Source organism: Edaphosphingomonas fennica, assembly GCF_003034225.1.
In the GTDB taxonomy this organism is placed as follows: domain Bacteria; phylum Pseudomonadota; class Alphaproteobacteria; order Sphingomonadales; family Sphingomonadaceae; genus Sphingomonas_E; species Sphingomonas_E fennica.
In genome coordinates, this window is the sequence record NZ_PHHF01000054.1 from 122,960 (window position 1) to 148,131 (window position 25,172).

Annotated in this window: 25 protein-coding genes and 2 riboswitches; of the genes, 11 read left to right on the forward strand and 14 right to left on the reverse strand. The window is 67.0% G+C overall.

The annotated features are described in order from the left end of the window. Positions 1–274 precede the first annotated feature (274 nt). From CV103_RS13600 to hmgA, 3 genes are read left to right on the forward strand one after another with little or no spacing between them, the layout of a single operon-like run. Positions 275–724 (forward strand): MarR family winged helix-turn-helix transcriptional regulator, encoded by a 450-nt coding sequence (locus CV103_RS13600; protein ID WP_015457028.1) that lies wholly within the window; start codon positions 275–277, stop codon positions 722–724. A 42-nt stretch (positions 725–766) separates the two neighbouring features. Then, positions 767–1,840, forward strand: a complete 1,074-nt coding sequence (gene hppD / locus CV103_RS13605; protein ID WP_015457027.1) for a 4-hydroxyphenylpyruvate dioxygenase — start codon at positions 767–769, stop codon at positions 1,838–1,840. A gap of 23 nt (positions 1,841–1,863) precedes the next feature. Then, positions 1,864–3,147, forward strand: a complete 1,284-nt coding sequence (gene hmgA, locus CV103_RS13610) for a homogentisate 1,2-dioxygenase (protein ID WP_107395228.1) — start codon at positions 1,864–1,866, stop codon at positions 3,145–3,147. On the opposite strand, the gene CV103_RS13615 is transcribed toward hmgA, so the two are convergent. The 6 genes from CV103_RS13615 to ispH form a co-directional block, all read right to left on the reverse strand. Next, positions 3,139–4,758 (reverse strand): phytoene desaturase family protein, encoded by a 1,620-nt coding sequence (locus CV103_RS13615; RefSeq protein WP_070933979.1) that lies wholly within the window; start codon positions 4,756–4,758, stop codon positions 3,139–3,141. The two genes, hmgA and CV103_RS13615, sit on opposite strands and share 9 nt — an antisense overlap. A 31-nt stretch (positions 4,759–4,789) precedes the next feature. Continuing rightward, entirely contained in the window at positions 4,790–6,178 is a 1,389-nt protein-coding gene (locus CV103_RS13620; protein WP_107395229.1) for a M20/M25/M40 family metallo-hydrolase, read from the reverse strand. Between the two features lie 116 nt (positions 6,179–6,294). Further along, complete coding sequence (locus CV103_RS13625) at positions 6,295–6,930, reverse strand: DsbA family protein (protein WP_107395230.1); 636 nt, start codon at positions 6,928–6,930, stop codon at positions 6,295–6,297. Then, the gene (gene rnhA, locus CV103_RS13630; RefSeq protein ID WP_015457022.1) at positions 6,927–7,388 is read right to left on the reverse strand and encodes a ribonuclease HI; all 462 of its coding nucleotides are present in this window, start codon (positions 7,386–7,388) and stop codon (positions 6,927–6,929) included. Before rnhA ends, CV103_RS13625 begins: the two co-directional genes overlap by 4 nt. Beyond that, a complete protein-coding gene (thrB, locus tag CV103_RS13635; protein WP_107395257.1) occupies positions 7,385–8,344 on the reverse strand; it encodes a homoserine kinase in 960 nt (319 codons plus the stop codon). Before thrB ends, rnhA begins: the two co-directional genes overlap by 4 nt. A 74-nt stretch (positions 8,345–8,418) precedes the next feature. Further along, positions 8,419–9,378, reverse strand: coding sequence for a 4-hydroxy-3-methylbut-2-enyl diphosphate reductase (gene ispH / locus CV103_RS13640; RefSeq protein ID WP_015457020.1), 960 nt, complete (start codon positions 9,376–9,378; stop codon positions 8,419–8,421). 112 nt (positions 9,379–9,490) lie between these two features. Here ispH and CV103_RS13645 point away from each other — a divergent pair, with 112 nt between their 5' ends. The 8 genes from CV103_RS13645 (at position 9,491) to CV103_RS13680 (ending at position 17,006) form a co-directional block, all read left to right on the forward strand. Then, positions 9,491–10,132 carry a hypothetical protein gene (locus CV103_RS13645; protein ID WP_015457019.1) on the forward strand — a complete coding sequence of 214 codons (642 nt, stop codon included), beginning with the start codon at positions 9,491–9,493 and terminating at the stop codon, positions 10,130–10,132. Between the two features lie 96 nt (positions 10,133–10,228). Then, positions 10,229–10,350: riboswitch (glycine riboswitch) on the forward strand. A gap of 2 nt (positions 10,351–10,352) precedes the next feature. Further along, positions 10,353–10,458: riboswitch (glycine riboswitch) on the forward strand. A gap of 59 nt (positions 10,459–10,517) precedes the next feature. Further along, positions 10,518–11,639 carry a glycine cleavage system aminomethyltransferase GcvT gene (gene gcvT / locus CV103_RS13650; RefSeq protein WP_015457018.1) on the forward strand — a complete coding sequence of 374 codons (1,122 nt, stop codon included), beginning with the start codon at positions 10,518–10,520 and terminating at the stop codon, positions 11,637–11,639. A 3-nt stretch (positions 11,640–11,642) separates the two neighbouring features. Continuing rightward, positions 11,643–12,014, forward strand: coding sequence for a glycine cleavage system protein GcvH (gene gcvH, locus CV103_RS13655; protein WP_107395231.1), 372 nt, complete (start codon positions 11,643–11,645; stop codon positions 12,012–12,014). Continuing rightward, entirely contained in the window at positions 12,011–12,778 is a 768-nt protein-coding gene (locus tag CV103_RS13660; protein ID WP_107395232.1) for a class I SAM-dependent methyltransferase, read from the forward strand. Before gcvH ends, CV103_RS13660 begins: the two co-directional genes overlap by 4 nt. A 1-nt stretch (position 12,779) precedes the next feature. Next, the gene (gcvPA, locus tag CV103_RS13665) at positions 12,780–14,147 is read left to right on the forward strand and encodes an aminomethyl-transferring glycine dehydrogenase subunit GcvPA (protein WP_107395233.1); all 1,368 of its coding nucleotides are present in this window, start codon (positions 12,780–12,782) and stop codon (positions 14,145–14,147) included. Continuing rightward, complete coding sequence (gene gcvPB / locus CV103_RS13670; RefSeq protein WP_107395234.1) at positions 14,144–15,709, forward strand: aminomethyl-transferring glycine dehydrogenase subunit GcvPB; 1,566 nt, start codon at positions 14,144–14,146, stop codon at positions 15,707–15,709. The genes gcvPA and gcvPB overlap by 4 nt, the downstream gene beginning before the upstream one ends. Before the next feature lie 330 nt (positions 15,710–16,039). Continuing rightward, entirely contained in the window at positions 16,040–16,477 is a 438-nt protein-coding gene (locus tag CV103_RS13675) for a VOC family protein (protein ID WP_015457013.1), read from the forward strand. Positions 16,478–16,481: 4 nt separating this feature from the next. Then, positions 16,482–17,006, forward strand: coding sequence for a GNAT family N-acetyltransferase (locus CV103_RS13680; protein WP_107395235.1), 525 nt, complete (start codon positions 16,482–16,484; stop codon positions 17,004–17,006). Here the strand turns inward: CV103_RS13680 and CV103_RS13685 are convergent. The 8 genes from CV103_RS13685 to CV103_RS13720 form a co-directional block, all read right to left on the reverse strand. Further along, entirely contained in the window at positions 17,003–18,349 is a 1,347-nt protein-coding gene (locus CV103_RS13685) for a PQQ-dependent sugar dehydrogenase (RefSeq protein ID WP_107395236.1), read from the reverse strand. The genes CV103_RS13680 and CV103_RS13685 overlap by 4 nt on opposite strands. 32 nt (positions 18,350–18,381) lie before the next feature. Beyond that, positions 18,382–19,272 (reverse strand): hemolysin family protein, encoded by an 891-nt coding sequence (locus CV103_RS13690; RefSeq protein ID WP_041864750.1) that lies wholly within the window; start codon positions 19,270–19,272, stop codon positions 18,382–18,384. 106 nt (positions 19,273–19,378) lie between these two features. Beyond that, positions 19,379–19,888 carry an rRNA maturation RNase YbeY gene (gene ybeY, locus CV103_RS13695; RefSeq protein ID WP_015457009.1) on the reverse strand — a complete coding sequence of 170 codons (510 nt, stop codon included), beginning with the start codon at positions 19,886–19,888 and terminating at the stop codon, positions 19,379–19,381. After that, positions 19,885–20,886 (reverse strand): PhoH family protein, encoded by a 1,002-nt coding sequence (locus CV103_RS13700; RefSeq protein ID WP_015457008.1) that lies wholly within the window; start codon positions 20,884–20,886, stop codon positions 19,885–19,887. Before CV103_RS13700 ends, ybeY begins: the two co-directional genes overlap by 4 nt. 160 nt (positions 20,887–21,046) lie before the next feature. Then, positions 21,047–22,399 carry a cytochrome B6 gene (locus CV103_RS13705; protein ID WP_107395237.1) on the reverse strand — a complete coding sequence of 451 codons (1,353 nt, stop codon included), beginning with the start codon at positions 22,397–22,399 and terminating at the stop codon, positions 21,047–21,049. Between the two features lie 161 nt (positions 22,400–22,560). Continuing rightward, entirely contained in the window at positions 22,561–23,889 is a 1,329-nt protein-coding gene (gene miaB, locus CV103_RS13710; protein ID WP_107395238.1) for a tRNA (N6-isopentenyl adenosine(37)-C2)-methylthiotransferase MiaB, read from the reverse strand. Further along, on the reverse strand, positions 23,886–24,629 hold the full coding sequence (locus tag CV103_RS13715) for a lysophospholipid acyltransferase family protein (protein ID WP_107395239.1): 744 nt from the start codon (positions 24,627–24,629) through the stop codon (positions 23,886–23,888). Before CV103_RS13715 ends, miaB begins: the two co-directional genes overlap by 4 nt. A 19-nt stretch (positions 24,630–24,648) precedes the next feature. Further along, positions 24,649–25,071, reverse strand: coding sequence for a Fur family transcriptional regulator (locus CV103_RS13720; RefSeq protein WP_015457004.1), 423 nt, complete (start codon positions 25,069–25,071; stop codon positions 24,649–24,651). Positions 25,072–25,172: the final 101 nt, after the last annotated feature.

Genomic DNA, 25,172 nt, shown 5'->3' on the forward strand with positions numbered 1-25,172 from the left:
CTTCGTCTCCCACCCCGTCGTGGCGGGCTATGGCGCTGGCCATGCCCCGTCCCCGACGCCCCTTGTTGATGCGGATTCGCCGGCCCGGATATGGAGGCAAATCCTTTCGATGCGGTTGCGACCCCGTCACCCGGCCGGCTTTCGTTCCGGCGAATCGCGATACGATACCGAAACGGCCGGTGGCTGTCGAAGGCCGTGATATGGCGTGGCGCGCCGATTGCCAGCAATATCGTTTCGTTTGAAACATGATTTCGGATCGGGCATGATAAGGCCCATGACCGATCGCGCGCTCCATCTCGATAGTTTCATTCCCTATCGACTGTCCGTCGCCACCAATGCGGTAAGCGCGGTGATCGCCACGCTCTACCAGCGGCGCTTCGCCATCAGCATCGCCGAATGGCGGGTGATCGCGATCCTGGGGGAAAGCGAGCCGCTGGCCCCGCGCGGTATCGTCGAGCGGACGAAGCTGGATAAGGTTACGGTGAGCCGGGCGGCAAAGGCGCTGGAAACGCGCGGTTTCGTGGCGCGGGCGGCCGATGCGGCCGACCAGCGATCGCACCGGCTGGCGCTGACGGCGGAGGGCCGCGCGCTCTACGAGACCGTGGCGCCCGAGGCGCTGGCGATGGAGGCCCGCTTGCTGGCCGATCTGGCCGAATGGGAACGCGGTGCGTTGGACAGCTTGTTGCGGCGGGTGCAGGCCGCCGCCGAGGCTTGCGACATATAGTTTCCATTGATACGATATCGGTCTGTTTCAGGAGTGAGAGTGATGACCGAGGCGCATGACAATCCGCTCGGGCTCGACGGGTTCGAGTTCGTGGAATTCACCGGGCCGGACCCGCAGGCGCTGGCCGGGCTGTTCGAGGCGATGGGCTTCACCCATCTGGCCGACCACCGATCCAAGAATGTCCGCCGCTACGCCCAGGGCGACATCAATTTCCTGCTCAACATGGAGCCTTCGGGCCAGGTCGCCGATTTCCGCGCGGCGCACGGCCCATCCGCCAACGCCATGGCCTTCCGCGTCAAGGATGCCGCCAGGGCGTTCGAGGAAGCGGTGAAGCGGGGCGCCAAGCCGGTGGAAGGGCCGGTGGGGCCGATGGAATTGAACATCCCGGCGATAGAGGGGATCGGCGGATCGAACCTCTATCTGGTCGATCGCTACGGTGCGCAGGAAATCTACGACGTGGATTTCAAGCCGGTGCCGGGTGCCGTGCGCGATGCGCGATCGGTGGGGCTGCACACGCTCGACCACCTGACCCACAATGTCAATCGCGGGCGGATGGCCCATTGGGCGGAATTCTACGAACGGATCTTCAACTTCCGCGAGATCCGCTATTTCGACATCGAGGGCAAGGCGACCGGCCTGTTTTCCAAGGCGATGACGGCACCGGACGACAAGATCCGCATCCCGCTGAACGAAAGCCAGGACGAGCACAGCCAGATCGAGGAATTCCTGAAGGAATATAAGGGCGAGGGCATCCAGCACCTGGCGCTGGCCACCGACGACATCTTCGCCACGGTGGACAGGCTGCGCGCCAACGGCGTGCGCTTCCAGGACAGCCCGGACACCTATTTCGACATGATCGACAAGCGGCTGCCCGGCCATGGCCATGACGTGGAGGAGATGCGCAAGCGGCGCATCCTGATCGATGGCGCGCCGGAAACAGGCGGCGGTATCCTCCTCCAGATCTTCACCGAGAATATGGTGGGACCGATCTTCTTCGAGATCATCCAGCGCAAGGGCAACGAAGGCTTCGGCGAGGGCAATTTCAAGGCGCTGTTCGAAAGCCTGGAGCTGGACCAGATCCGCCGCGGCGTGATCCCGGTGAAGGCGGAGGCCTGAGCGTTCAGGCCGGGGAGGCGGCAATGCCCGATTATCTGAGCGGCTTCGGCAACCATTTCGCGACGGAGGCGGTGCCCGGCGCGCTGCCCGAGGGGCGGAATTCCCCGCAGCGGCCGGCCTTCGGCCTTTATGCCGAGCAGCTTTCCGGCACCGCCTTCACCGCGCCGCGCGGGGAGAACCGGCGGAGCTGGCTCTATCGGCTGCGGCCGAGCGGGATGCACGGCGCCTACCGGCCCTATGCCGGTGCGCCGGCCTTCGCGCCGACCGGGTGGGATCGGCCGCTGCCGCCCAATCGGATGCGCTGGTCTCCGCTTAGTTCCGTCAAGGAAGGCGTGGACCTGATCGACGGCATGACGACCATGGCGTCGAACCGCGACCCCGCCGGCATGGACGGGGTGACGGTGCACATCTATCGCGCCGATCGCGACATGAAGGCGCGCGCCTTCTTCAATGCCGATGCCGAAATGCTGTTCGTGCCCCAGCAGGGGCGATTGCGGTTGCTGACCGAACTGGGCTTGCTGGAGCTTGCGCCCGGCGAGATCGGGCTGGTGCCGCGCGGCGTGCGCTTCCGCGCCGAACTGCCCGATGGCGCGGGCCGGGGCTATGTCGGCGAAAATCATGGCCATGCCTTCCGCCTGCCGGAACTGGGGCCGATCGGGTCCAACGGCCTTGCCAATCCACGCGATTTCCTGACGCCCGTCGCCCGGTTCGAGGATCGGGACGAGCCGTTCGAGCTGATCCAGAAGTTCCGGGGCGCATTGTGGGCGGTCGCGCTGGACCACAGCCCGATCGACGTGGTGGCCTGGCACGGCAACCTCGCGCCTTGGAAATATGATCTGGCGCGGTTCAACACGATCGGCACGGTGAGCTTCGACCATCCCGATCCTTCCATCTTCACGGTCGTGACCGCGCCTTCGGACACGCCGGGCACCGCCAATTGCGATTTCGTGATCTTCCCGCCGCGCTGGATGGTGGCGGAGGATACGTTCCGGCCGCCCTGGTTCCATCGCAATGTGATGAGCGAGTGCATGGGGCTGATCCACGGCGCCTATGACGCCAAGGCGGACGGCTTCGCGCCCGGCGCGCTCAGCATCCACAATCTGATGGCGAGCCACGGGCCGGACCTTGCGACATGGGTGAAGGCGAGCGAGGCGGTGCTCCAGCCCCATCATATCGAAGGCACGATGGCCTTCATGTTCGAGAGCCGATGGCCGTTCGCGCCGACGACGCAGGCGCTGGAGCTGGCCGAGCTGCAGCCCGATTACGACGATTGCTGGCAGGGCTTCCCCAAGGCGCGGCTACCCTGACCGCCGCCCCAGCAGGCGGGCGGGGAACGATCGATCGGCGAGGATGGCGTGGGCGGCATTGTGGCCGGGGGCGCCGGTGACGCCGCCGCCCGGATGCGTGCCCGCGCCGCACATGTAGAGCCCCCGTATCGGCCCCCGATAGTCGCCATGGCCCAGCATCGGCCGCGCGGCCCATAGCTGGTCCAGCGACATGTGGCCGTGCATGATATCGCCGCCGACCAGCCCGAACTTCCGTTCGAGATCGAGCGGGGAATGGATCTGCCGGGCGATCACTGAAGCCTTGAAATTGGGGGCATGCGCATCGACGGTGGCGATGATGCGATCGGCCGCCGCCTCCCGCTCGCCGTCCCAATCGCGCCCATCGGGCAGGGTGGGGGCGAATTGCTGGCAGAACAGGCTGGCGACATGGCAGCCGGGCGGGGCGAGGCTGTCGTCCACGGTAGAGGGGATGGTGATCTCCACGATCGGCTGGCGGGACCAGCCGTGCGCCCGCGCGTCGGCGTAGGCGCGGTCCATATAATCGAGCGTGGGCGCGATGATGATCCCGGAGCGGTGGTGATCGGCGGCCTCCCGGCCCGGCAGAACGGTGAAATCGGGCAGATCCGACAGCGCCACGTTCATGCGGAAGGTGCCCGATCCCGTCTTGTAGCGATCGATCCGGCGGGCGAAATCGGCCGGGAGGTCGGACCGGTCGACGAGGCGGCGGTAGAGAAGAGCCGGGCCGACATTGGCGGCGACGATCGGGGCTGTGATTTCCTCCCCGCTTTCCAGCCGGACGCCGGCGACGCGCCCGCCATCGACGAGCAGGCGGGCGACGGGGGCGTCGAGGCTGATCTCCACGCCGTGCCGGGCGCAGGCGGCGGCCATCGCCTGCGTGATCGCGCCCATGCCCCCGACCGGATGACCCCAGGCGCCCTTCCTGCCGTTCACCTCGCCGAAGACGTGGTGGAGCAGGACATAGGCGGAGCCCGGCGTATCTGGGCTGGCATAGTTGCCGACCACGGCATCGAAGCCGAAGGCGGCCTGCACATAGGGGTTCTCGAACCAGCCATCGAGGAAGTCGCGCGCGCTCTTCACGAACAGGTCGAGCATGTCGCGCTGGCGGTCGAGCGGCAGGGCGGCGGCGAGGCGGCCCTGTGCCGCCGCGGCAAGCAGCGCGCGCAAGCCCCCGCCGGCATTGGGCGGGGCGCGGAGGGCGAGCTTGCGCAGTAGCGTGGCGACGTCTTCCAGCGCGGCTTCATAGGCCGGAAGCGCATCCGCATCATGGGTGGAGAAACGGGCGAATTCCGCGCGGGTGCGATCGGCGCCGCCACCCAGCTTCAGATAGCCGCCGTCATGCGGCAGGAAATTGCTGATCGGCCGTTCGATCACGCGATAGCCGTGATCGGCGAGCCGCATGTCCGCGATCACCTGCGGCTGGAGCAGGCTGACCGTGTAGCTGGCGGTGGAATTGCGGAAGCCGGGATGAAATTCCTCGGTGACGGCGGCCCCGCCGACGATGCCGCGCCGTTCCAGCACCCGCACCTTCAATCCCGCGCGGGCGAGGTAGAAGGCGCAGACCAGCCCGTTATGGCCGCCGCCGATGACGAGCGCATCGTGGCGGCGGCTCATCGCGCGATGGCCCTGTCAGGAAGAATGCGGCTTATTTCGCCAGTTCCTTGAGCAGGACATACCATTGCTTGAGGCCGCCGTTGATCGATTCCACCGTGACCCGTTCGTTGAGGCCGTGGGCGAAATCATCGCTGGCCTTCATGTAGGTGACGCCGACACCATAGCTCGGGATGCCGAGCGCGCGGAAATATACGCTGTCGGTGGCGCCCGACGACATTTGCGGCACAATCGGCAGGCCGGGCGAGCGGGCGTCTATCGCCTTGCGGACGGCGGCCATCACATCCGGCCGCAGCGGCGAGGCATCGCTGGCGACAGGGTCGCCGAGCACGGTGATCTTCGCCTTGGGGCCGGCAAGCTCGGCAAGCTTCGCCTTGACCGTATCGATCGAGACGCCGGGGAAGATCCGGCAATTGACCATCACCGCCGCCGATTGCGGCAGCGCGTTCAGGGCGTGGCCGCCTTCCAGCATGGTCGGCACGCAGGTGGTGCGGATGGTGCCGATCCATTCGGGATCGGCGGACAGGGTGGCGACGGCATCGGCATCGGCCTGGTTGGCGAGGAAACGCTTCATCGCATCGGCCGTGCGGGCGGGGGCATCGACGGCGGCCGCCTTCAGGGTGGCGCGGGTCAGTTCGTTGATCTGCGCGGGGAACTGATAGCCGGCAACGGCATCGATCGCGCGGGCGACATCGTAGATCGCATTGTCGCTGGACGGGCGGCTGGAATGGCCGCCGGGATTGGTGAAGGCGATGCGGAAATCGGCATAGCTCTTCTCGCCGGCCTGGAGGCCGTAGACGGTGGGTTTGCCGGTTTCCTCATCCAGCAGCGCACCGCCGGCATCGCTGTTGAGCAGCAGCTCCGCGCCCTTCAGTTCCTGGGCGAGGGCGGCGGTGGTGGCCATATCGGTTTCCTCGTCACCCGAAAGCGCGAGGATGAGATCGCGGCCGGGGCGGAAGCCTTCGCGCTTCAGCCGGGCCAGCGTTTCCACCATGACGGTGACGCCGGCCTTGTTGTCCGCCGATCCACGGCCATACACATAGCCGTTCTCGACGACGGCGACGAAGGGATCGCGTTCCCAATCCTCGCGCTTGGCCTCCACCACGTCCATATGGCCGGAAAGGAGGATCGGCTTGCCCTTGCCGGTGCCGCGATAGCGGGCGACGAGGGTGGCGGTTTCGCCGCGCGGCGTGACGACGACGTCCTCGGCCGGGAAGCCGGCGGCCTTCAGCACGCCGGACAGATATTCGGCATAGGCCGGAACCTGCCCCTGGCCCTGGACGGTGCGGAAGCCCATCGACTTCACCAGCAGATCGAGCGCGGCCTTTTCCTGCGCCGGATCACCCTTTGCCGGCGCGGCCGCATGAGCGGGCAGCGCCACGGAGGCGAGCAGGAGGGCGGTGGCGAAAAATCCGAAGCGCATCGATCATCCCTTTTCATCGACCCGTGGGCGGGCCTTGTGGCGGCGGACAATGGCCCGATTTCCGGCTGCCTCACAAGGGGCTGCGGGCGGAAATTCCGCCAGCGCCGCCAACATGTTCAGCGCTTCGCGTCGCGGAACGCTTGGCGGAAGCCGGCCTCGTTCAGGCCGCCGCGCACGAGCAGCGGGCCGATGAGGTAGGCGGGGGTGCCCGACAGGCCGAGCGCGAAGGCTTCGGTGGCGTTGCGGGCAAGCGCGCGATCGATGGCAGGTGCGTTTGCGGCGAGATCGGATTCGATCCTGGCCCAGTCCCCGCCCGCGCCTTCCACCGCCATGCGGAGCAGATCGTCGTCGATCCGGCCCTGGCGGCGCATCAGCCGTTCATGGAAGGCGGCATAGATGCCCTGGCGATCGGCGGCGAGCGCGACGCGGGCCGCGCGTTCGGAATTGGGGCCGAGCACCGGCCATTCCTTGAACATGATCCTGACGTCCCGCCGCCCGGCCAGCGCCTCGCGCATCGCATCGTAGGACTGGCGGCAGACGGGGCAGTCATAATCGCTAAAGACGACGATGGTGAGCGCGGGGGCGGCCGGGCCGATGCGGGGGGCATCCGGATCGGCCAATATGCCTTCGATCGTGGGCGATCCGCCCACCCGCTCGCCGATCGGCCGGAAATATTGGAAGGCGAATGCCGCGCCGGAACCGATGAGCAGGGATGCGCCGAACTGGAGAACGTCGCGCTTGCGAAACCTCATTTGCCCCCGCTCATCCTCCCCGCCGCGATGGCGGCATCGCTGGCGAGCTTGTCGGCCCGTTCATTGTCCGGGTGGCCGGCATGCCCTTTCACCCAAACCCATTCCACCCGATGCGGTTCCGCGGCCGCCAGCAGGCGCTGCCAGAGATCGGCATTCTTCACGTCCTTGCGGTCGGATGTCTTCCAGCCGTTCCGAAGCCAGCCCTTGATCCACTTGGTGAGGCCATCCATCACATAGCGGCTGTCGGTGCTGAGGGTGACGCGGCAGGGGCGCTTCAGGGTTTCCAGGGCCTGGATCGCCGCCATCAATTCCATGCGGTTGTTGGTGGTGAGCGGTTCCCCGCCGGAAAGATCGCGTTCGCGATCGCCGAAGCGCAGCACGGCGCCCCAGCCGCCGGGGCCGGGATTGCCCTTGCAGGCGCCGTCGGTGGCGATTTCCACATGCGGCAGATCATTCACAGGCCCAGCGCCCCCGGCACGGCATCGCGATAGAAATCGAGACGGCGGAGGAAGGCGAGGGGGTCCTTCCGCGTCACCAGCGCATCGGCGGGCGTGTTGAGCCAATCCCAGGCGCGGGTGAGGAGGAAGCGCAGCGAAGCGCCGCGCGCGAGCGCGGGAAAGGCGGCCCGCTCCGCCGAGGAGAGGCCGAACGCCGCATCATAGCCGGCGATGAGGGCGGCGGCGCGATTGTGATCGAAGCCGGTGCCGTCGTTTTCGAAGCACCAGGCGGTATGGGTGACGGCAACGTCCCAGGCCCGGACTTCCCGCGCGGCGAAGTAGAAATCGATGACGCCCGAAACCTCATCCCCCAGCATCAGCACGTTATCGGGGAAGAGATCGGCATGGACCACGCTGTGCGGCAGTTCCCCCGGCCAGTTATCGGCGAGGTAGGCAAGCTCTTCGGACACCCGTGCCTTCAGGCTGGGGGCGATGGCATCGAGATCGTCGCCGCAGCGCGCCGCGAGCGCAACCCAGCCGTCCGGCCCCAGCGCATTGGCGCGCTGTCCGCCGAAATCGGCGAGCGCGGCGTGCATCCGGCCGAGCGCCACGCCGGTGGCATGCGCCTGCGCGGGCGTGGGATGGGTGACGGAGACGCCGTTCAGGAATTCGATCAGGCAGGCGGGCCGGCCGGATACGGTCTGCAACTGCACGCCCTGCCGATCGCGCAACGCGCGGGGCACGGGCAGGCCCTTGTCGGCGAGATGATCGAGCAGCGACAGGAAGAAGGGCAGATCGGCCACGTCCACCCGCTTTTCATACAGGGTCAGGATGAAGCGGTGGCTGCTGGTATCGACCAGATAATTGCTGTTTTCCACGCCTTCGGCGATGCCCTTCGCCGAAACCAGCGTGCCGGCATCGTAACGCGCGAGAAGGGCTTCCATCTCCTCGGCGGGCACATGCGTATAGACGGCCAAATCCATTCCCCCGGATCATGATTGGCGATGTTATCCCGCGCCGGCCCGGCCCGGGCAACGGATGGCAAGCGGTATCAGGCCGCTTCGAGCGCGCGGGGCAGCTTGAAGACCATGCTTTCGCTGGCGGTGGCGACCTCCTCTTCGGTGATCGCGAAACGGGCGGCGAGATGATCGACCACCTCGCGCACCAATATCTCCGGCGCGGAGGCCCCGGCGGTGAGGCCGAGCACCGATACGCCTTCCAGCCAGCCGAAATCGATGTCCGCCGCGCGCTGGATCAGCCGGGCGCGGATGCCGCCCCGCTCCGCGACCTCGACGAGGCGCAGCGAGTTGGAGGAATTGGGCGCGCCGATCACCAGCATCGCATCGCACTGCTCGGCGATGGCCTTCACCGCCGCCTGCCGGTTGGAGGTGGCATAGCAGATATCCTCGCCGCGCGGCGCCAGGATCGCCGGGAAACGGCGCTTGAGCACGGCGATGGTGGCGGCGGTATCGTCCACCGAAAGCGTCGTCTGGGTGAGGAAGGCGAGGTTCGCGGCATCGGCGGGCTCGACCGCCTCGGCATCGGCCACCGTTTCGACCAGCGTCATCCGCCCTTCCGGCACCTGGCCGAAGGTGCCGATCACCTCCGGGTGGCCGCGATGGCCGATGAACAGGATATGCCGGCCATCCGCCACCAGCCGTTCGGCCTGGCGATGGACCTTGGAGACGAGCGGGCAGGTGGCATCGACATATTCGAGGCCGCGTTCCTCCGCCTTGTGCGGCACCGCCTTGGGCACGCCATGGGCGGAAAAGACGACGGGCACGCCATCGGGCACCTCGTCCAGATCTTCGACGAAGATCGCGCCGCGCGCCTTCAACCCATCCACCACATAGCGGTTGTGAACGATCTCGTGCCGCACGTAGACGGGCGCGCCGTAGCGCTGGATCGCCAGCTCCACGATGCGGATCGCGCGGTCGACGCCGGCACAGAAGCCGCGGGGCGCCGCGATCAGCAGGTGGAGCGAAGGTCTGGCAACGGAAACGTCTGGCATGGCTGGGGGCTCTACGCGATTGCTTGCCTGTGCGGAAGGCGCTTCCTATGATCCGCGCCGGCCCGCTCGCGGCCATCCGCCGCCGGCCCACAGATTTTAGAGGATTGCCCCTTTGTTCCACCCCAAGACGATCGCCATCAGCCTTGTCGCGCTGGGCCTGGCCGGCTGCGCCAGCGGCACCGAATTCGACCAGACGGGGGGCATCAAGTCCGTCCGCTCGTCCTGCCCGGCGGTGGCGATTCCGGTCGACACCGGCGACGTGACCCTGTTCAACCCGCCCGCCAGCCGCGATGCGCGCGCCATCGACGTGGTCGCCACCATCACCAAGCTCCGCAACAATTGCGTGCAGCAGGGCGAACGCATCGTCACCGATGCGACGTTCGAGGTGCAGGCCCGGCGCAGCGACACCAAGGGCGATCGCGAGGTGGTTCTGCCCTATTTCGCGACGGTGACGCGCGGCGGCACCCAGGTCGTATCGAAGCAGGTGAGCCGCGTGGCGCTGCGTTTCGCCGACGGGCAGGCCACCGCGACGGCGACCGGCGGCGGCCGTGCCGACATCGCCGCCTCGGCCGCGACGCTGCCGCCCGAGATCGAGGCGCAGGTGACGCGCCGGCGCAAGCCGGGGGACGCGGATGCGGCCGTCGATCCCTTCACCGATCCGGCGGTGCGCGCGGCGGTGCGCAAGGCGAGCTTCGAGCTGCTGATCGGCTTCCAGCTCACGCAGGAACAGCTTTCCTACAACGCCACGCGCTGAGCCGCGGCGGAAAAGAAGGGGCGGGTGAAGCGGGCGGCGTTGACTCGGGCCGCCGCCCGCGCCAAGGCTGGCTTTGCCGCCGGGGAGAGATTCCCGGACGATCGCGCGGGAGAGCGCGCCGGCCCATCGCGAATCGCCATCGGGTGATTTGCCGGGCAGGCGCCGCCGAAGGAGCAACCGCCCCGGAATCTCTCAGGCCAAAGGACCGCGGCCGATCGACCGGCACTCTGGAAAGCGGGCGGGACACCGCCCCACCGAAGGGGTAAGCATGGGCGCCGGCTGGCGTTCCTGCGAAAGCTCTCAGGTTCCGTGACAGAGGGGGCGGCGGAACGGCGGGACGATCATGCCCGGCCGATCTCCGCCGACCACGAGCACGGAGAGCCCGATGAGCGACGAATCCATCGACGAAACCCCGCAGACCCTGCCGCTGGATGCCTGGCATCGCGCGCGGGACGGGCGGATGGTGCCCTTTGCCGGCTATTGGATGCCCGTGCAGTATGAAGGCATCATGGCCGAGCATCTGTGGACGCGATCGTCCGCCGGACTGTTCGACGTCAGCCATATGGGCCAGCTGCTGGTTTCCGGCGATGGCGTGGACGATGCGCTGGAAGCGCTGCTGCCCGGCGACATCAAGGGCCTGACCGAAGGCAGGATGCGTTATTCGCTGCTGCTGAACGACAGCGGCGGCATCCTGGACGATCTGATGGTCACCCGCACGCGCGGCGATCTCTATATCGTCGTCAACGGTGCCACCAAATATGACGACATCGCCCATATGCACGAGCATCTGCCCGAGCATGTGACGCTGAACCACATGGACGAGCAGGCGCTGCTGGCGCTGCAGGGGCCGAAGGCGGTGGACGCGCTGTCGCGGCTGGCGCCGGGCGTCGAGAAGCTGGTGTTCATGACCGCCGGGGCCTTCCGCCTGGGCGGCGTCTCCTGCTGGATCAGCCGCTCAGGCTATACCGGCGAGGACGGTTTCGAAATCTCGCTGCCGGCATCCGCCGCCGAGACGATCGCCACGCTGATCTGCGAACAGCCCGAAGTGAAGCCGGTGGGCCTCGGCGCGCGTGATTCGCTGCGGCTGGAGGCCGGGCTGCCGCTCTATGGCCACGATCTCGATCCCGATACCACGCCGATTTCGGCGGACCTCGGCTTCGCCATCCCCAAGCGGCGGCGCGAGGAAGGCGGCTATCCCGGCGCCGACCGCATCGCCATCGAGCGCGCCGAAGGGCCGGCGGCGAAGCGGGTGGGCCTGATCGTCGAGGGCCGCCAGCCGGTGCGCGAGGGCGCGGTGGTGCTGGATGCCGAGGGCAGCGAAGTCGGCCGCGTCACCTCCGGCGGCTTTTCGCCCAGCCTGCAGCAGCCGATCGCCATGGCCTATGTGCCGGCGCCGCTGGCGGCCGCGGGCAATGCGGTGACGCTGCAGCAGCGCGGCAAGCTTTTCCAGGCGAAGGTCACGGCCATGCCCTTCGTCCCCCATAATTATGTGCGCAAGGGAGCCTGAGCCATGACGCTCTATTTCACCAAGGATCATGAGTGGATTTCCGTCGACGGCGATACGGCGACCGTCGGCATCACCGATTATGCCCAGTCGCAGCTCGGCGACGTGGTGTTCGTGGAGGTCCCGGCCGCCGGCACCGCCGTGACGAAGGGCGGGGAAGCCGCCGTCGTCGAATCGGTGAAGGCCGCGTCCGACGTCTATGCCCCGGTTTCGGGCGAGGTGATCGAAGGCAATGCGGCGCTGGAGGCCGATCCTTCGCTGGTGAACAGCGCGCCCGAGGGCGAGGGCTGGTTCTTCAAGCTGAAGCTGGCCAATGCCGCGGAGCTGGACGGCCTGCTCGACAAAGCCGGATACAAGGCGTTCGTGGACACGCTGTGAGCGTAAACCCCACCAGCCGCTGGGAAGCGCGGGACTATGCGGCCAATGCCGCCTTCGTCCCCGCCCTTGGCGCGCCGGTGCTGGCCCTGCTCGATCCGCAGCCCGGGGAGCATATCCTGGACCTTGGCTGCGGCGACGGCGTGCTGACCGGGAAGATCGCGGACGCCGGCGCCGAGGTGATCGGCGTGGACGCATCCGAGGCGATGGTCGCGGCCGCGCGGGCACGCGGCATCGATGCGCGCGTGGCGGACGGACAGGCGCTGGATTTCGGGCCGGAATTCGATGCGGCCTTTTCCAATGCCGCGCTGCACTGGATGCTGGATGGCGATGCCGTTGCGGCGGGCGTGTTCCGGGCGCTGAAGCCCGGCGGGCGGTTCGTGGGGGAAATGGGCGGGGACGGCAATGTCGCCCGGCTGCGCGAGGCGCTTTATGCCGAGCTTGCGGCACGCGGCTACGCACTGCCGGCTGACGACCCGCAATGGTATCCGACGCCGGATGCCTTCGCGGCGGTCTATGCCAAGGCCGGCTTTGTCGCCATCGAGGCCGATCTGATCCCGCGCCCCACGCCGCTTCCGGCCGGTGCCGCCGGATGGATCAGGACTTTTCGCGGCGGTTTCATGACCACCGTCGGCGTGCCCGAGGCCGAGCAGGCCGAGGTGGCGATCGCCACGCAGGAGAGGCTGAAACCGCAGCTGCTGCAACCCGACGGCACGTGGATTGCCGATTATGTCCGCTTGAGATTCAGCATGAGGAAACCCTCTTAACATGCGCTATCTACCCCTTTCCGATGCCGATCGGAGCGCGATGCTCCAGACCATCGGCGCGCAATCGATCGACGACCTGTTCGTCGATGTGCCGGAGGCCGCCCGGCTTTCCGGCCCCATTGCCGGCCTGCCGCTGCATGCGCCCGAAATGGCGGTGGAGCGCCAGCTCAAGGCGCTGGCCGATCGCAACCTTGCCGCCGGCGACAGCCCCTTCTTCCTGGGCTGCGGCGCCTACCGGCACCATGTGCCGGCAAGCGTGGACCATCTGATCCAGCGCGGCGAGTTCCTGACCGCCTACACGCCCTATCAGCCGGAAATCGCGCAGGGCACGCTGCAGGTGCTGTTCGAATTCCAGACGCAGGTCGCGCGCCTGCTGGGCTGCGACGTCGCCAATGCCTCCATGTATGACGGGTCGACCGCGTGCTGGGAGGCGATCGTGATGGCGCGGCGGATCACCAAGCGGGCCAAGGCGCTGATCTCGGCCGGGGTGCATCCGCATTATGTGTCCGTCTGCACGACGATGGCGAAGTTCACCGGCGACGTGCTGGAAACCGCCATTCCCGAACTGACCGACGGCGCGCCGGGCGACGATCTGGCCCGCCTGATCGCGGCGGTGGATCGCGATACGAGCTGCGTGGTCGTGCAGAATCCCAACATCCTGGGCCATGTCGCCGATCTTTCCGAGCTGGCGGCGCGTTGCCAGGAAATGGGCGCGCTGCTGATCGCGGTCGTGACCGAGCCGGTGGCGCTGGGCGCGATCCGCTCGCCGGGCGAGATGGGCGCGGACATCGTGGTGGGCGAGGGGCAGGCGCTGGGCGTCGGCCTGCAGTTCGGCGGGCCTTATGTCGGCCTGTTCGCCACGCGCGAGAAATATGTGCGCCAGATGCCGGGCCGGCTGTGCGGCGAGACGGTGGATGCCGAGGGCAAGCGCGGCTTCGTGCTGACCCTTTCGACGCGCGAGCAGCATATCCGCCGCGAAAAGGCGACGTCGAACATCTGCACCAATTCCGGCCTGTGTGCGCTGGCTTTCTCGATCCACCTGACCCTGCTGGGCGAGCGCGGCCTGCGTGACCTGGCGGTGCTGAACCACGCCAAGGCCGTGGCGGCTGCCGAAAGGCTGGCGAAGGTGCCGGGCGTGGACCTGGTGAACGGTGCCTTCTTCAACGAATTCACCCTGCGGCTTTCGCGCGAGGCCCGGCCCGTGGTCCGCGCGCTGGCGGATGACGGCATTCTCGGCGGCGTTTCGCTGGGGCGGCTCTATCCGGGCGTGGAAGCGCTGGAGAAGGGGCTGGTGGTGGCCGTGACCGAAACCACCACCGAGGACGATGTCGACGAATTGGCCGATGCGCTGGAGGAGGCGCTGCGATGAGCATCAACCAGAGCGGATGGCGCCCGGAAATGGCCGGGGGCGAGGCGGCACCGGTCAAGACCTTCACCGGCAACAAGGGCTTGATGCTGGAAGAGGCGCTGATCTTCGAGATCGGCGACAGCGAGCGGACGGGCGTGGACCTGCCGGAAGCCCCCAAGGTCGCGAGCCGGCTCGGCGGGCTGGAGCGGGCGGCCGCGATCGGCCTGCCCGGCCTTTCGGAACCGGAGGCGGTGCGCCATTATACCCGCCTCAGCCGCCAGAATTATGCGATCGACCTCGGCCTCTTCCCGCTGGGAAGCTGCACGATGAAGCATAATCCGCGCCTGAACGAGCGGATGGCGCGGCTGCCCGGCTTTGCCGACATCCACCCGCTCCAGCCCGTGGATTCGGTGCAGGGTGCGCTGGCGCTGATCCACCTCGTCGGCGAATGGCTGGTGAAGCTGACCGGCATGGCCGCCGTGGCGATGAGCCCCAAGGCCGGTGCCCATGGCGAGCTTTGCGGCCTGCTGGCGATCCGCTCGGCGCTGGAAGCGCGGGGCGACGCGCGCAAGGTGATCCTGGTGCCGGAAAGCGCCCATGGCACCAATCCGGCGACGGCCGCCTTCTGCGGCTATGCCGTGGAGAATATCCCGGCCACGGCGGCGGGGCGCGTGGACCTGGAGGCGCTGAAGGCGCGGCTGGGGCCGGACGTGGCGGCGGTGATGATAACCAACCCCAATACGTGCGGCCTGTTCGAGCCGGACATGAAGGCGATTTCCGACGCGGTGCATGCGGCGGGCGCGCTCGTCTATTGCGACGGCGCCAATTTCAACGCCATCGTCGGCCGGGTGCGGCCCGGCGACCTGGGCGTGGACGCCATGCACATCAACCTGCACAAGACCTTCTCCACCCCCCATGGTGGCGGCGGGCCCGGTTCCGGGCCGGTGGTGTTCTCCGAATCGCTGGCGCCCTATGCGCCGCTGCCTTTCGTGGAGAAGCAGGGCGATCATTATGCCCTGGTCGAGGAGGAGACGGCGGGCGAGCATCATGCCGGATCGTTCGGCCGCATGGTCGCCTTCCACGGCCAGATGGGCATGTTCGTTCGCGCGGCGGCCTATATGCTGAGCCACGGCGCGGACGGGCTGAAGCAGGTTTCGGAAGATGCCGTGCTGAACGCCAACTATATCCTGCGCTCGCTGGAAAGCGTGCTGGACGCGCCATTCGCGGCGTCGGGCCCGTGCATGCACGAGGCGTTGTTCTCCGACGACAATCTGCCGGAGGGCTTTTCGACGCTGGATATCGCCAAGGGGCTGATCGACGAGGGTTTCCACCCGATGACGGTCTATTTCCCGCTGGTGATCCACGGGGCGATGCTGGTCGAGCCCACGGAGACCGAGAGCAAGGCCGCGCTGGACCAGTTCATCGGCGCGCTGCGCAGCGTCGGCGAACGGGCCAAGGCGGGCGATCCGGCACTGAAATCCGCGCCGCATCTGGCCCCGCGCCGGCGGCTGGACGAGACGCTGGCCGCGCGCAAGCCGATACTTGTCTGGAAGGAACCGGCCGCCGCCCAGGCCGCCGAATAAGGGCCACACTGCCGCCGCCGTTGGGCAGGTTAAGGGAACGGCGGCGGCAGGCCTGGAGCAATCCGGCCGATTGTTCGGGGGGATCGGCCGGAATGGCGGCCTGATGGCCGGCGGGGATTCCAGGGCATCCCCCGCAAGCCGATATTATGCCCGTGGGCGCTATTGCGCGGTGAAGCGGGCCGCCAAGCTGAATTCGCAATTTAACGCGGGTTCTTTGGTCAATCACGTCAAATAGCGCGATGATTAGCCGGGCGTTGCTTATAATATGCGAATCGTTTCTGGTGCATGTCTGTGCTTCGCAACGGCGTGAACTTATATTATGCTGGGTCGATGACCAGCCTTCGTCCTTTTCATATCGCCTTTCCCGTTCATGATCTTGAGGCCGCCCGCGCCTTTTACGGCGGGGTGCTGGGATGCCCGGAAGGACGCAGCGCGCCGGAATGGGTGGATTTCGATCTTTTCGGCCATCAGATCGTCGCCCACCTCGATCCCGATATGCGGCCGGGCAACAGCCATGCCGGGGCAAGCAACGCGGTTGACGGGCATGATGTGCCCGTGCCGCATTTCGGGGTGGTGCTGACTATGGAGGACTGGAAGGCGCTGGCGGCGCGGGTGGAAGCGGCCGGCATTCCGTTCGGGATCGCGCCCCATATCCGCTTTGCCGGCCAGCCGGGAGAGCAGGCGACGATGTTCTTCCGCGATCCTTCCGGTAATGCGCTGGAGTTCAAGGCCTTCGCCGATCTCGGCCAGCTTTTCGCCAGGGCCTGATCCGTTGGAAACGCTGCACCCGCGCCTGCGGCCGTGGCGGGAGGGGGACCTGCCCGCCTTTCGCCTGATCCAAACCGATCCCGATATCGTGCATTGGCTGGCCGGCCCCTGGACCGACGAGCAGGTGGAGGCCGCCTTCGCCCGCATGCTCGGCGGCCTGCGGGAGCGCGGCTGGGGCATGTGGGCGATCGTGGACGATGAGGGCGTGCCCGTGGGCGCGGCGGGGCTGCAGCCCGTGCGCGAGGACCTCGCCTGCGCGCCCGCCATCGAGGTCGCCTGGCGGCTCCGTCGCGCGCATTGGGGGCGCGGCTACGTGACCGGGCCGATGCGGGCCGTGCTGGCGGATGCGGCGGAGCGCCTCCAGGGCGAGGAGATCATCGCCATCACGTCCGTGCCGAACATCCGATCGCAGGCGGTGATGGACCGGCTGGGGTTCCGCCGCGATCCCGCTGCCGATTTCGACCATCCGGCACTGGACGCGGCGCATCCGCTGCGCCGGCACGTGCTCTATCGGTTGAAGCGTTTTTAGTTTGCGGGTTCCGGTGCGGGCCTGGGCGCAGCGGCGCTGACCCGCCAGACGGCATTGCCGGCATCGTCGGCGACGAGCAGCGCGCCCGTGCGATCCGCGATAACGCCGACGGGGCGGCCGCGTGCGCGATCCTTGTCGTCAAGGAAGCCGGTGAGCACATCGATCGGCTTGCCCGCAGGCTTGCCGTTGGCGAAGGGGACGAAGATCACCTTATAGCCCGAGAAAGGCCGCCGGTTCCATGAACCGTGCTGGCCGATGAAGGCGCCGTTGGCGAAGCGCGAACCGAGCTTCACGTCCTTGGCGAAGCTGAGGCCCAGCGAGGCCGTATGCGGCCCGAGCGCGTAATCCGGCCGGACCAGATATTGGCGCTGATCCTCGTCCGGCTGCTCGACCCGATTGTCGATGTAGCCGTGCCAGTAATAATAGGGCCAGCCGTAGAAGCCGCCCAACTCGACATGCGTGAGATAGTCGGGCGCGAGATCGGAGCCCAGCATGTCGCGTTCGTTGACGACCGTCCACAACGCGCCCGTCGTCGGCTCCCACGCCATGCCGGTGGGATTGCGCAGGCCATAGGCATAGATGCGGTGCGCCTTGGTCTTGGGATCGACTTCCCAGATGGCGGCGCGGTCCTTTTCCACGTCCATGCCGTTATCGGCGATGTTGGTGGCCGATCCGACCGCCACATAGAGCTTCGAGCCGTCGGCATTGGCGACGACGTTGCGCGCCCAATGCCCCGGCGGATTGGCGGGAAGATCGACGATCTTCTCGGCGGGCGCATCGATCTTCGTCTGGCCCGGCTTGAAGGGGAAGCGGACCAGGGCATCGGCGTTGCCGACGTAGAGGTGATCGCCGACCAGCGCCATGCCGAAGGGCGAATTCAGCCCGGAAAGAAGCACGCTGCGCTGTTCGGCCACGCCGTCGCCATCGGCATCGCGCAGCAGGGTGATGCGGTTGGGGGAGGGGACTCCCGCCCCGGCCCGGCCCATGATGTAGCGCATGGCCCAGCCGCGCACGCCGCCGCCGTCGCGCGGCGGGCTGTTGCTTTCCGCCACCAGCACGTCGCCATTCGAAAGCGGCAGCAGCCAGCGCGGATGTTCGAGCCCGGTGGCGAAGGCGTTGACGCGCAGCCCTTGTGCCGCGACCGGCGTTTCCCCCGCTTTCCATCCGACAACGTCCGCCACCTTCACGGTCGGCAGCAGCCGCTTCTTCGGTTCGGCGATGGTGGGGTTCGCCCCCGTCACCGCATCGACGCTGAGATCGGCATGTTCGTTGTTGAGCATGCGCCAGCCGCCATAGGCGGCGCCGGCGAGGAGGACAGGGATCAGGATCGTGCGGATTTTCATGGGCCTAGTCTATGGCATTCGCCGTCGCCGCGCTACTCCTCCTCGGCCGGCAGGTCGCGCGGCGGATGCAGGCGGAGCCGGGAGACGCGCTTGGCGTCGCCATCGGTGATCTCGAGCTGCCAGCCGCTCTTGTGCGTCACGACCTCGCCGATCTGCGGCACATGGCCGGACAGGACCGAGGCCAGGCCGCCGATCGTGTCGATATCCTCGTCCACCTCGGCAAGGCGTGGATCGATGATCTCGGCCACGTCCTCCAGCTCCGCACGGGCATCGGCTTCCCAGATGCCGTCTTCCAGCGGCACGAGCAGCGCCTGCGTCTCCTCGTCATGCTCGTCATCGATCTCGCCGACGATCTCCTCGACGAGATCCTCGATCGTCACCAGCCCCTCGGTGCCGGAATATTCATCGAGCACGATGGCGAGGTGGGTGCGCGTGGCCCGCATCTCGGCAAGCAGATCGAGCACGCCCATCGATTCCGGCACATAGCGCGGCTGGCGGATCAAGCCTTCCAGCGTGGCCGGATGCGGCCCGCCCGAGGCAAGGATGGTGAAGACATCCTTCACATGGACCATGCCGATCACCTCATCCAGGCTTTCGCGATAGACGGGCAGCCGGCTGTGGCCGGCATCGACGAGGGTGGCGACGAGATCGGCGAAGCTGATCGTTTCCGGCACGGCGATGATGTCCGCCCGCGGCACGCCGATATCGCCGGCGGTGCGCTCTCCGAAATGGAGGAGGTTGCGCAGCATCTGCCGTTCGATCGGGGAGAGATCGCCCTTGGTGGGGGCCTCCCCTTCATGCTCCTCTATCGCTTCCTCGATCTGGTCGCGAAGGGTCGGCTCGTTTTCCTCACCGAAGAGAAGGGCGCGCAGGCCCCGCCACAATCGGCCGCTACTGTCGCCGCTACTGGAATCGTCGGGCATGATATTGGTGTTTCAGTCCCCTTTGTCAGGAAGGACAGAATAGCCGTCCTATCCCGCCTGAGTCGAGACGCTATATCCCACCCGTCGATCGCGCCGGCCGGGCCGCTCAATCATCCTCGATCGCATAGGGATCGCCGATGCCGAGCGAGGCGAGGGCGGCGCGCTCGATCGCTTCCATCGCCTCCGCCTCGCCTTCGTCGATATGGTCGAAGCCAAGCAGGTGGAGCGTGCCGTGGACGACGAGATGGGTGGCGTGGGTGGCCGGCGCCACGCCCTTTTCCTCGGCTTCGCGCACGCAGACGCCATGGGCGAGGATGATGTCGCCCAGTAGCACCTCGCCATCGTCGCTGTTCGACAGCCCTTCCAGAAGATCGGGCTGGACCATGGGGAAGGACAGGACGTTGGTGGGCTTGTCCTTGCCGCGATAGGTGGCGTTCAGCTCGCGCACCTCGTCATCCTCGGCATAGCGGACCGAGACCTCGATCGCGACGGAATCGTCCACCAGGGAGCCGTGCGGACTGTGACGGAAGGCGGCCAGCACCGCGCGCTCGGCCAGCGCCTCCCAATCCACGGCATCACCCCATGCCGGCTCGACCTGAACGGCGGTTTCGATCACGCTTCGTCATCCTTGCCCTCATAGGCTTCGACGATGCGGCCGACGATCGGATGGCGCACGACATCGCCGGCGCCGAAGCGCACCGTGGCGATGCCCTGCACGCCTTCGAGCCGCGCCACCGCATCGGCAAGGCCCGAATTGCCGGGCACCGGAAGATCGACCTGACGGGGATCGCCGCAAATCACCATCCGGCTGTTCATGCCGAAGCGGGTGAGGAACATCTTCATCTGCGCCGGCGTGGTGTTCTGCGCCTCGTCGAGGATGATGAAGGCATCCGAAAGCGTGCGGCCGCGCATGAAGGCCAGCGGCGCGATCTCGATCTCCCCGCTGGCGATGCGGCGTTCCACCTGCTCGGCGGGGAGCATGTCGTAGAGCGCGTCATAGAGCGGGCGGAGATAGGGATCGACCTTCTCCTTCATGTCGCCGGGCAGGAAGCCGAGGCGTTCGCCGGCCTCCACCGCCGGGCGCGAAAGGATCAGCCGGTCCACCGAGCCGGCGATGAGCTGCTGCACGGCCTGCGCGACGGCGAGATAGGTCTTGCCCGTTCCGGCGGGGCCAAGGGCGAAGATGATGTCCGACGTGCCCAGCGCCTCCATGTAGCGGATCTGGGTGGTGGAGCGCGGAACGATGGTTTTCTTGCGCGTGCGGATCAGCACGGCAGGCGGCTGGCTGACGTCGGTGCGGATGATGCCGTCCAGCGTCGGTTCGGCCGACATGGCGATCACCGCGTCGACGGCGCCGGCATCGATGTCCTGCCCCTGGACGATGCGGTTGTAGAGGCCGGTCAGCACCTCGCGAGCGCGCGCGGCGGCCTGGGCCTCGCCCTCGATCTGCAGCCGATTGCCCCGGGCGGCGATATAGACGCCGAGCCGGTTTTCTATCGCTACGAGATTCTGGTCATATTCGCCGAACAGGCGGCCCAGCAGCTGGGGTTTGTCGAACAGGATTTCCAGGCGGGCGCGATCGCCGGCCTGCGCTTGTACGGGCTTACGCGACATAAATCTCCCTGTGCAGCCGCGCCGGCCAGGCGGGACTCGCGAATGCCAAGGTGGCGCTTTCCGGGCGGATCGGCAATGGGCCTGTTAAGACGATGCGCCGCTGCATCCCGACCGATGCAGCGGCGCATCACCTTTGCGACCCGCGAAACCCTCCGGGGGTTCAGAGGGTGTAAAGATAGGCGACCAGATCCTTCTTTTCTTCCGTCGTCAGCCTGGTCCCCAGCACGATGTTGAAGAATTCCACCGTATCATCGAGCGTCATCAGCCGATCATCGTGGAGATAGGGCGGCGAATCCTTGATGCCGCGCAGGGTGAAGGTCTTGATCGGCCCGTCGGCCGAAGCGAGGCGGCCGTTGATCATCTTCGGCTTGAAGAAGCGTTCGACCTGGAGATTGTGCATCAGATTATCGGTGAAATAGGGGCCGCTATGGCAAACGGCGCACTTGCCCTTGCCATTGAACACCGCCTCGCCGCGCAGCTCGCTCTCCGTCGCCTTGGCGGGGATGAGCTTGCCGAACACGTCGAGCTTGGGCGCCGGCGGGAAATCCAGGATCGACTGGAATTCGCTCATGAAGTGGACCTGGCTGCCGCGTTCCAGCGGGTTCACGCCCTTCATGGCCGCCGTAACCTGATCGCCGTCGAAATAAGCGGCGCGCTGCTCGAACTCGGTGAAGTCCTCGACCGTCTTGAGCGCGCGCTGCGAGCCGAAGAGGCGCTGGACGTTGACGCCGCGCAGCGACGGCGTGTCGATGCGATGGCGATGCTCGTTCGGGCGGATGTCGCCCACGGTGTGGGTGGCGGCGTTGGTGTGGCCGTTGGTGTGGCAATCGAAGCAGGCGACGCCCTGATTGGCGGTCAGCGCGCGGCGATCTTCCGTCTGGTTGAACTGCTGTTGCGGGAAGGGCGTGACCAGCAGGCGCAGGCCTTCCAATTGCTTCGGGTTGAGCACGTCCTTGAAGATGCCGTAATAATTGGCCAGCGTTACCAACTGGCCCTTCGATACGTCGCCAAGATCGGGCCGCGTCGTGAGGTAAATGGGTGCCGGAAATTCCGGCAGCATGTGCTGCGGCAGATCATAATCCAGATCGAAACGGGTCAGATCGCGCTGCGTCTGCCGCTTGGTCTCGTCGATCGTGGGCTGCGGGAAGATCATGCCGCCCGCTTCGTGGTGCGGGTGGGGCAGGGGATAGAAGCCCGCCGGCCACAGATCGCGGTCGCGTATCTCCTCCGGCGAAAGGCTCGCCAGCTGATCCCAGCTCACGCCCGCAGGCAGGCGGACGCGCACGCCGGCCTGGATCGCCTTGCCTTTCGACATGGCGACGCCGGGCGCCGGGCGATTGGAAAGATCGTAACGCGCGGCCAGCAGGTCCGACTGTCGCTTGGCGAAGGTCGGCTTTTCGCGCTGGAGCCTGTTGACGAGATCGGAGAAGCTTTCGTTGGTGGCAGCAATCATCAGCCCCGCCCCGGCAAGGAGCGCGGCCACCGAAAGAAGGCGCTTGGATTTCCGGCCCATGCGTGTCTCTCCCTGTTATAGACACGAGGTACTGGAACAGAAGAAATACTTAGTTCGATCGCTTGTCAATGCGGACTCATCGATATCTCTAAATCACGAGATCGATCAATCCATGCCGAGACCGATGCTGCAGAGCGGAAGTTTTATCCGCTTGATTGCAATTAGGATGCAATAGCACCCGTGAGGCTGTTCGGCCCCGCAGCAATTATGTCGACATCGACGAGCGAGCCGATCGCGGGGCCATCTTCGACGATCACCGATTGTAGCCAGGGCGACTTGCCGATCCGCTGGCCGGATTTCTTGCCGTCACGCTCGATCAGCACCTGGGTCCGAATACCCAGTTTGGCCTGGTTGAAATCATGCTGCTGCTTGTTGAGCAGGGCCTGGAGCCGCTGCAGCCGTTCGTCCATCACTTCTGCCGCGACCTGATCTTCCATCGTCGCGGCGGGCGTGCCGGGGCGGGGGGAATATTTGAAGGAGAAGGCCTGGGCATGCTCGACCCGCGCGACAAGCGCGAGCGTGGCCGCGAAATCCTCCTCCGTCTCGCCGGGAAAGCCGACAATGAAATCACCCGAGATGGCGATGTCGGGCCGCGCCGCGCGCACGCGATCGATCTGGCGCAGATAGCTTTCCACCGTATGGCTGCGGTTCATCGCCTTCAGGATGCGATCGCTGCCGGCCTGCACGGGCAGGTGAAGGAAAGGCATCAGCGACGCCACATCCTTATGTGCGTTCACAAGATCGTCCCGCATGTCATTGGGATGGCTGGTGGTATAGCGGATGCGATCGAGGCCGGGCAGGCGATCCAGCGCGCGGATCAGCCCGCCGAGGCCCTGGACACGACCGGCCTCATCCTCGCCTTCCCAGGCGTTCACATTCTGGCCGAGCAGGGTGATCTCCCGCGCGCCGGCATCGACCAGAGCCTTCGCCTCGTCGACCACGGCCTGCCACGGGCGGGATACCTCGCCGCCACGCGTATAAGGGACCACGCAATAGGTGCAGAACTTGTCGCAACCCTCCTGCACGGTGAGGAAGGCCGTCGGCCCCTGCCTGCGCCGCGCGGGAAGGGCATCGAACTTGGATTCGGTGGGCATGTCCGTATCGACGGCGCGCGCGCCGCGGCCGCCCTTCTGCGCCTCGCGCACGAGATCGGGCAGGCGGTGATAGGCCTGGGGGCCGACGACGATATCGACTGTGGGCGCGCGGCGGGGAATTTCCGCGCCCTCGGCCTGGGCGACACAGCCGGCGACCGCGATCATCGGGCTGCTGCCGTCGTCACGACGCAGGCGGCCGATATCGGAATAGACCTTTTCCGCCGCCTTTTCACGGATATGGCAGGTGTTGAGGACGACGAGATCGGCCTCGTCCGCGCCGGTGGCCGCGCTCAGGCCCTCGGCCTCGAGCAGTTCGGCCATGCGCGCGCCGTCATAGACGTTCATCTGGCATCCGAACGACTTGACGTGGAAGGTCTTGGGGGCGGGCTTGTTCATGGCGCGGCGCTATAGACCAAGGCGCCGCTTTCCAAAAGCGCCGCCTGGATCGCGGCCTGCGCGGCCTGCGCCACGGCCTTCCGGCCCAGCCGGGGATCGATCGGATCGAGGAAGCGCAAGGTGACGCCAAGCGAACCCGCCGTGCCGAGGACGCGCCGGGCGTTGGCGCCTGCGGCCTCTCCATCCGTCCAGGCGAGCCGGGCGGCCGCCGGGCCGTAATCGATCGCCACGGGCTGCACCACGACATGGGGCGGCGCGCGATCGAGCGAGGCGAGCAAGGAGGCGCGGAAAGGCAGAAGCTCGCGGCCGTTCCCGGTCGTCCCTTCCGGAAACAGCGCCGCCGGCCTGCCGGTGGCAAGCGCGGCGCCGAGCGCATCGGCCTGTCCCTTCACCCCGGCGCGATCGGCGCGGCTGATGAAGATGGTGCCGCCTTCGCGCGCCAGCCAGCCGACGACCGGCCAGCCGGCGACATCATCCTTCGAAACGAAGGCGGCGCCGGTCGTCCCGCCCAGCGCCAGAATATCCAGCCAGGAGACGTGATTGGCGACGTAGAGCACATGATCGCGGACGGGCGTGCCGGCGATCCGGGTCCTTAGCCCGAAGGATCGACCCGCCAGCCACAGGAAGCGCCGGACCCAGGGCGAAGGATGGCCAACGATGCGATGCACCGCATGGCCGGGCAGGCTGAGGATAAGGCTCCCAGCCGCAAGGGCGAGGCGGCGCTGCAGCCGGAACGTCATGCGCGGCGGGCGGATGCCGTCAGTGCGGACGATCCAGCGATACGCCGTAAAGTTCCATCCGGTGATCGACCAGCCGGAAGCCGAGCTTGGTCGCGATCTTGCGCTGAAGCTCCTCCAGCTCCGGATCGACGAATTCGATCACCTTGCCGGTTTCGACATCGATCAAGTGATCGTGATGGGTTTCGGCCGCGGCCTCGTAGCGCGCGCGCCCGTCGCCGAAATCGTGCCGCTCGAGAATGCCGGCTTCCTCGAACAGGCGCACCGTCCGATAAACGGTGGCGATCGAAATGCCGGGATCGATCGCCGAAGCGCGCGCGTGCAGCGCCTCGACATCGGGATGATCCTCCGCCTCGGAAAGAACGCGCGCGATCACGCGGCGCTGCTCGGTGATGCGAAGCCCTTTTTCGGCGCAGAGCGCTTCAACATCGATCTTCCGCGTCATGATTCCTCTTGGACACTGCATATCGCCGCGCGGGCGATGATGGGCGGGCCGGGCATATCGCCGCGCACCGAACGTCCGGCGCGGGACGAAACCGATCGGCC